Genomic DNA, 5,096 nt, shown 5'->3' with positions numbered 1-5,096 from the left:
TTCTTCTGAAATACAATCTGGACGCGTTCCAATAACAAGACCAACAACTTCTGGAACGTTTAAAGCTTCTAAATAAAGTTGTTTGAGCGATTCAAAATCGGAATACGTATTTGTATACGCTTGAAAATATGCCAAAAATTTATTGTTTTTACCTTTTCTAGCAAAAAATTCAATGCCTTGTTCTAATTGTGTTTTTACACTTTTTTGAGGCTCACAATAATCTGGATTAAATGTGTTGTTATTACAATATGTGCAACCGCCAACTCCTTTTGAACCATCACGATTTGGACAAGAAAAACCAATATCTAACGAGATTTTTTGTACCCGCTCACCAAAATTTAATTTGATGAATGAACTATAATCTAAATATCGTTTTCCTATTATTTTCATAATATTACCTGTAATACAAATATAAGAATTGTTATTCTTTTAAAGATAACTAAGAAAAATTATTAATTCCTAAAATTGAATCTAATTTTTAGCTATAATATTTTGGTAAATATAAAGACCTTTTGTAAATTTATACCAGTATTTTGTTATCATGGAATTTACACACAAATATCGATACAAAACAGTTGAAAGGTTCGAAGTAACAGATACCTTTTCGCAATGTAAAGCTTAATCTTTTAAGTTACATGGCATGTCTTATATATCCTCAATAAAATCTTTTTTTAATCAGAGGAATCTCAATTTTATTTACAAACAATTCAAACATAAATTCATAGCCTCTAATATATATTTATATGGAAATGAAAAAATTAAAAATAACGAATTCGTTTAACGAATTTAAACATGGAAATCAATAAAAATGACTTTTGATTAAAAAATATTAGTCAACTAATAAATATAAAAAAATACAATAAAATGTTAAAATCAATAATTAGATTAAGAATGAGCTCTCACGACGCTCATTATGGTGGAAATCTTGTAGATGGAGCACGAATGCTTCAGCTATTTGGAGACGTTGCTACAGAACTTCTTATTTTAAGAGATGGTGACGAAGGATTATTTAAAGCCTATGATATGGTTGAATTTATGGCTCCCGTTTATGCAGGTGACTATATAGAAGCAATAGGAGAAATTATTGAAGAAGGAAATTCTAGTAGAAGAATGAAGTTTGAAGCAAGAAAAGTAATAGCTCCTAGACCAGATATTTCAGATTCTGCCTGTGACTTTCTAGAGGAACCAATAATTGTTTGTAAAGCAACTGGAACCTGTGTTACTCCCAAAACAAGTCAACGTAAATAAATTTGTCAATGGTAAAATTAATCTTCATAGTGATTATGTCTAATGCAGAGATATCCAAGAGGGTTTAGGTTATACAATTAATACTATCGAAGAAGCATTTGTTGATCTCAAAGAAAAATATCAATAACATAAGTTTCACTTAATTATGGATACAGCTAATTTAAAACAAGGAATCGGAGAAATTTTTGCATCTCCAAATAGTGATGAAATGAGAGACTTCTTTAGAAAAAAGAAGAAGCTAATAGAAGACAAACGGACTACAGTTAAAGATGCAGTTCAAAAATATGTTCACAATGGAGATTATCTTGCAATAGGTGGTTTTGGAGGCGTTCGTATTCCTACTGCACTTGTTCATGAAGTAGTTCGTCAAAAAAAGAAAGATCTTGGTTTTTCAGGCCACGTTTCAACACATGATTGTCAAATTTTAAGTGCAGGTAATTGCTTTAACAGATGTGATGCCGCCTATATTGTTGGATTAGAAGCCAGAGGACTTTCTAAAAACGCAAGAAGAGTATTCGAATCTGGAAACATAAAAGTTACCGAATGGACTAATGGTGCACTTTCGTGGAGATTTAAGGCTGCCGCTATGGGACTTCCTTATTTACCAAGTAGAGTAATGTTGGGAACCGATACATTTAAATATTCAGGTGCTAAAGAAGGTTTATGCCCATTTACTGGTCAAAAATTAGCTTTACTGCCTGCATTATATCCTGATGTTGCCTTTATCCATGTACATCGCGCTGATATTTATGGAAATTGTCAGATAGAAGGAATTCTTGTAGCTGATGATGATATTGCAAAAGCATCAAAACGTGTTATTGTTACTACTGAAAAAATTATTTCGAATGAAGAAATAAGAAGAGAGCCTCATAAAACAGTCATTCCTTACTGGTGTGTAGACGCGGTAATTGAAATTCCTTACGGTTCGTACCCAGGTAATATGCCAGGAGAATACTATTCAGATGAAGAACATTTAATGGAATGGTTAAAAACCGAAAAAGATCCTGAAGCATTTAAAGCCTTTATAGATAAAAACATATACAATACGAAGAGTTTTTATGAATACTTAGAGCTAAATGGTGGAATGAAAAAGATTTTGAAATTAAAGCAAATTGAACATTTATTTTAAACTAATTATAGCATGAATAATAAGTATAATAGTATGGAGTTAATGATAAGCATAGCAGCCCGCAGTCTTGAAGATGGCGCTGTTGTGGTTGTTGGAACAGGTGTTCCTTGTGCTGCAGCTATGTTAGCTCAAATGACACAATCACCAAACTTAACAGTTTTATTTGAAGCAGGAGGAATAGCTCCTTTATTACCTGCTATGCCTATTTCTGTAGGTGATTCAAGAACTACATATAAAGGATTAAAAGCAACTTCAATGGCTGAGATTATGGAATTATGTCAGGCAGGTATTGTTGATTATTGTTTCTTAGGTGGAGCACAAATTGATAAATATGGAAACTTGAATTCAACCATTATAGGAGACAACCATAACAAACCAAAAACAAGATTTCCGGGAAGTGGTGGCGCAAATGATCTTGCTTCTTTATGTTGGAAAACATTGGTAGTTACACCTCAAAATAAACAACGATTTGCTACTAAAGTAGATTTTATTACAACTCCAGGATATTTAGAAGGAGGTAATTCAAGAACGGAAGCAGGTCTTCCTAAAAACACAGGACCACATAGGGTTATTACTGATATCGGAGTTTACGGTTATCATGAATATTCTAAAGAAATGCAATTAATTTCTTTACATCCTGGAAAAACAATTCAAGATGTAAAAGACAATGCCGAATTCGAAATAATTATTCCTGATAATTACGAAATAACAAAAGAGCCAACATCAGAAGAATTAACAGCTCTTAGAGAAAAAGTAGATCCTTCAAAAGTTATTATTGGAAGAGGATAATTTTGAAAATACTAAAAACAAAAAAATGGAAAAATTAATTATAACAGCTGCAATATCTGGTGCCGAAGTCACCAAAGAACACAACCCAGCAGTTCCTTATACAATTGAAGAATGTGTTCGTGAAGCAAGTTTAGCTTATGAAGCAGGTGCTAGTATCATTCATTTACACGTTCGTAAAGATGATGGAACCCCTACGCAGGATAAAAATCGTTTCAAAGAAGTAATGGACGCAATTAGGGTAAAATGTCCAGATGCAATTATACAACCTTCAACAGGTGGTGCCGTTGGAATGTCTAACGATGAAAGATTACAGCCTACAGAATTGAATCCAGAAATGGCAACGCTAGATTGTGGAACCTTAAATTTTGGTGGTGATGAAATATTTGAAAATACCGAAAACACCATTAAATATTTTGGCGAAAGAATGATTGAAAGAGGCATTAAACCAGAGCTTGAAGTCTTTGACAAATCTATGATTGATATGGCACTGCGCCTTCACAAAAAAGGCTTTATCAAAGCTCCAATGCATTTTGACTTGGTTATGGGTGTAAATGGTGGAATTGCGGGGTCATTAAGAGATTTTGTTTTTATGCGTCATAGTTTACCTGCTGATGCAACCTATACAGTAGCAGGTGTTGGAAGATTCGAGTTTCCTTTGGCGGCAGCTGCAATTATTGATGGGGGACACGTAAGAGTTGGTTTAGAGGACAACATCTTTATTTCAAAAGGTGTTTTAACAAAATCAAATGGTGAATTAGTAGAAAAAATAGTGCGAATAGCAAAGGAATTTGGTCGTGAAATAGCAACACCAACGGAAGCAAGAAAAATTTTAAACTTAAAAAAGTAGTAAGAGAATTACTTCTTTTATTAAATCAATAATACTATCATGAAAAAAGGCAATAAATACGGAACTCATAGAGTAATTGAACCTAAAGGGGTTCTACCTCAACCAGCAGTAAAGGTTGATAATGATTTTACTGAAATTTACGATAATGAAATCTTAGTTGATGTTGATATTTTAAATATCGATTCCGCAAGTTTTACACAAATTAAGGAGCAAGCAGATGGAGATACTGATAAAATCAAAGAAATTATTTTAGAAATCGTTTCTAAACAAGGTAAAATGAAGAATCCAGTTACAGGTTCTGGTGGAATGTTTATTGGAACAGTTCTAAAAATTGGTGAAGCTCTTGAAGGCAAAAGAGATTTAAAAGTTGGTGATAAAATTGCAAGTCTTGTATCTTTATCATTAACTCCTCTTAAGATTGAAAAGATAATCAGTATTAAAAAGGATGTTGATCAGGTAAAAGTAAAGGCGAAGGCTATTTTGTTTGAAAGTGGTATTTATTCCAAATTACCAGATGATATGCCAGATGCTTTATCTCTTGCTGTGCTTGATGTATGTGGTGCTCCTGCCCAAACCGCCCGATTAGTAAAATCAGGAGATACGGTTGTAGTTATAGGTGCTAGTGGTAAATCAGGCGTGCTTTGTTGTTACGAAGCTAAAAGAAGAGCTGGGATTAATGGTAGAGTAATTGGTATTGTAAGCCGTGACGAAACACTAAAAACCCTTAAAGCATTAGATATTTGTGATGATGTAATTAAACTTGATGCCACAGATGCTATTAGCTGTTATGAAGAAATATTAAAACTAACTAACGGTGAGTTGGCTGATGTTGTAATAAACAATGTAAACATTCAAAACACAGAAATGGGCTCCATTTTAATGTGTAAAGAAAGAGGTGTTGTATACTTCTTTAGTATGGCTACTTCATTTACTAAAGCAGCTTTAGGCGCTGAAGGCATTGGTAAAGATGTAGATATGATTGTTGGAAATGGTTATGCACTTGACCATGCTGAAATAACGTTAAATATTTTAAGAGAAGACAAAACCATAAGAGATTTGTATGAACGTCTTTATGCATAAGTT

The 5,096-nt window shown here is 33.0% G+C and carries 5 protein-coding genes and 1 pseudogene; 5 read left to right on the top strand and 1 reads right to left on the bottom strand.

Annotated features, from left to right (window positions below; translation table 11 throughout):
* Positions 1-390: pseudogene (locus AB1Z17_RS06415) on the bottom strand (TIGR01212 family radical SAM protein); the annotation flags it as partial.
* A 474-nt stretch (positions 391-864) separates the two neighbouring features.
* On the opposite strand from AB1Z17_RS06415, the gene AB1Z17_RS06410 reads away from it, so the two are divergent.
* The 5 genes from AB1Z17_RS06410 to AB1Z17_RS06390 all read left to right on the top strand — a co-directional run bounded on the left by AB1Z17_RS06410 (position 865) and on the right by AB1Z17_RS06390 (position 5,093).
* Positions 865-1,248 (top strand): hypothetical protein, encoded by a 384-nt coding sequence (locus tag AB1Z17_RS06410; protein ID WP_368050969.1) that lies wholly within the window; start codon positions 865-867, stop codon positions 1,246-1,248.
* 145 nt (positions 1,249-1,393) lie between these two features.
* Complete coding sequence (locus tag AB1Z17_RS06405; protein WP_368050968.1) at positions 1,394-2,377, top strand: CoA transferase subunit A; 984 nt, start codon at positions 1,394-1,396, stop codon at positions 2,375-2,377.
* Positions 2,378-2,389: 12 nt separating this feature from the next.
* On the top strand, positions 2,390-3,166 hold the full coding sequence (locus AB1Z17_RS06400; RefSeq protein WP_368050967.1) for a CoA-transferase subunit beta: 777 nt from the start codon (positions 2,390-2,392) through the stop codon (positions 3,164-3,166).
* 25 nt (positions 3,167-3,191) lie between these two features.
* Positions 3,192-4,013: a 3-keto-5-aminohexanoate cleavage protein gene (locus tag AB1Z17_RS06395; RefSeq protein WP_368050966.1), complete on the top strand. Its 822-nt coding sequence runs from the start codon at positions 3,192-3,194 to the stop codon at positions 4,011-4,013.
* A gap of 39 nt (positions 4,014-4,052) precedes the next feature.
* Entirely contained in the window at positions 4,053-5,093 is a 1,041-nt protein-coding gene (locus AB1Z17_RS06390) for a zinc-binding dehydrogenase (protein WP_368050965.1), read from the top strand.
* Positions 5,094-5,096: the final 3 nt, after the last annotated feature.

This window comes from Lutibacter sp. (assembly GCF_040883305.1).
In the GTDB taxonomy this organism is placed as follows: domain Bacteria; phylum Bacteroidota; class Bacteroidia; order Flavobacteriales; family Flavobacteriaceae; genus Lutibacter.
The sequence above is the reverse complement of the archived record's forward strand: the minus strand, read 5'-3'. Positions and strand labels throughout refer to the sequence as shown.

Coding starts and splice junctions, on each gene's coding strand:
- AB1Z17_RS06410 (WP_368050969.1), top strand. CDS start 865: ATGTTAAAATCAATAATTAGATTAAGAATGAGCTCTCACGACGCTCAT.
- AB1Z17_RS06405 (WP_368050968.1), top strand. CDS start 1,394: ATGGATACAGCTAATTTAAAACAAGGAATCGGAGAAATTTTTGCATCT.
- AB1Z17_RS06400 (WP_368050967.1), top strand. CDS start 2,390: ATGAATAATAAGTATAATAGTATGGAGTTAATGATAAGCATAGCAGCC.
- AB1Z17_RS06395 (WP_368050966.1), top strand. CDS start 3,192: ATGGAAAAATTAATTATAACAGCTGCAATATCTGGTGCCGAAGTCACC.
- AB1Z17_RS06390 (WP_368050965.1), top strand. CDS start 4,053: ATGAAAAAAGGCAATAAATACGGAACTCATAGAGTAATTGAACCTAAA.